The 250-nt window shown below is 51.6% G+C and carries 1 pseudogene; it reads right to left on the bottom strand.

The annotated features are described in order from the left end of the window. Positions 1-250: pseudogene (locus N8M09_RS11015) on the bottom strand (MSCRAMM family adhesin SdrC); the annotation flags it as partial.

Below are 250 nucleotides of genomic sequence, written 5' to 3'. Positions count from 1 at the left end.
AGCCAATCAGCAAGCACAAGCGCATCTGAATCGGCATCAACAAGTGCGTCAGAATCAGCAAGCACAAGAGCGTCTGATTCAGCGTCAACAAGTGCGTCAGAATCAGCAAGCACATGCGCCTCTGATTCAGCATCAACAAGTGCGTCAGAATCAGCAAGCACAAGCGCATCTGAATCGGCATCAACAAGTGCGTCAGAATCAGCAAGCACAAGCGCGTCTGATTCAGCATCAACATGTGCGTGGGGAGCGG

The organism is Streptococcus mitis (assembly GCF_946190375.1).
In the GTDB taxonomy this organism is placed as follows: Bacteria; Bacillota; Bacilli; order Lactobacillales; family Streptococcaceae; genus Streptococcus; species Streptococcus mitis_CJ.
The sequence above is the reverse complement of the archived record's forward strand: the minus strand, read 5'-3'. Positions and strand labels throughout refer to the sequence as shown.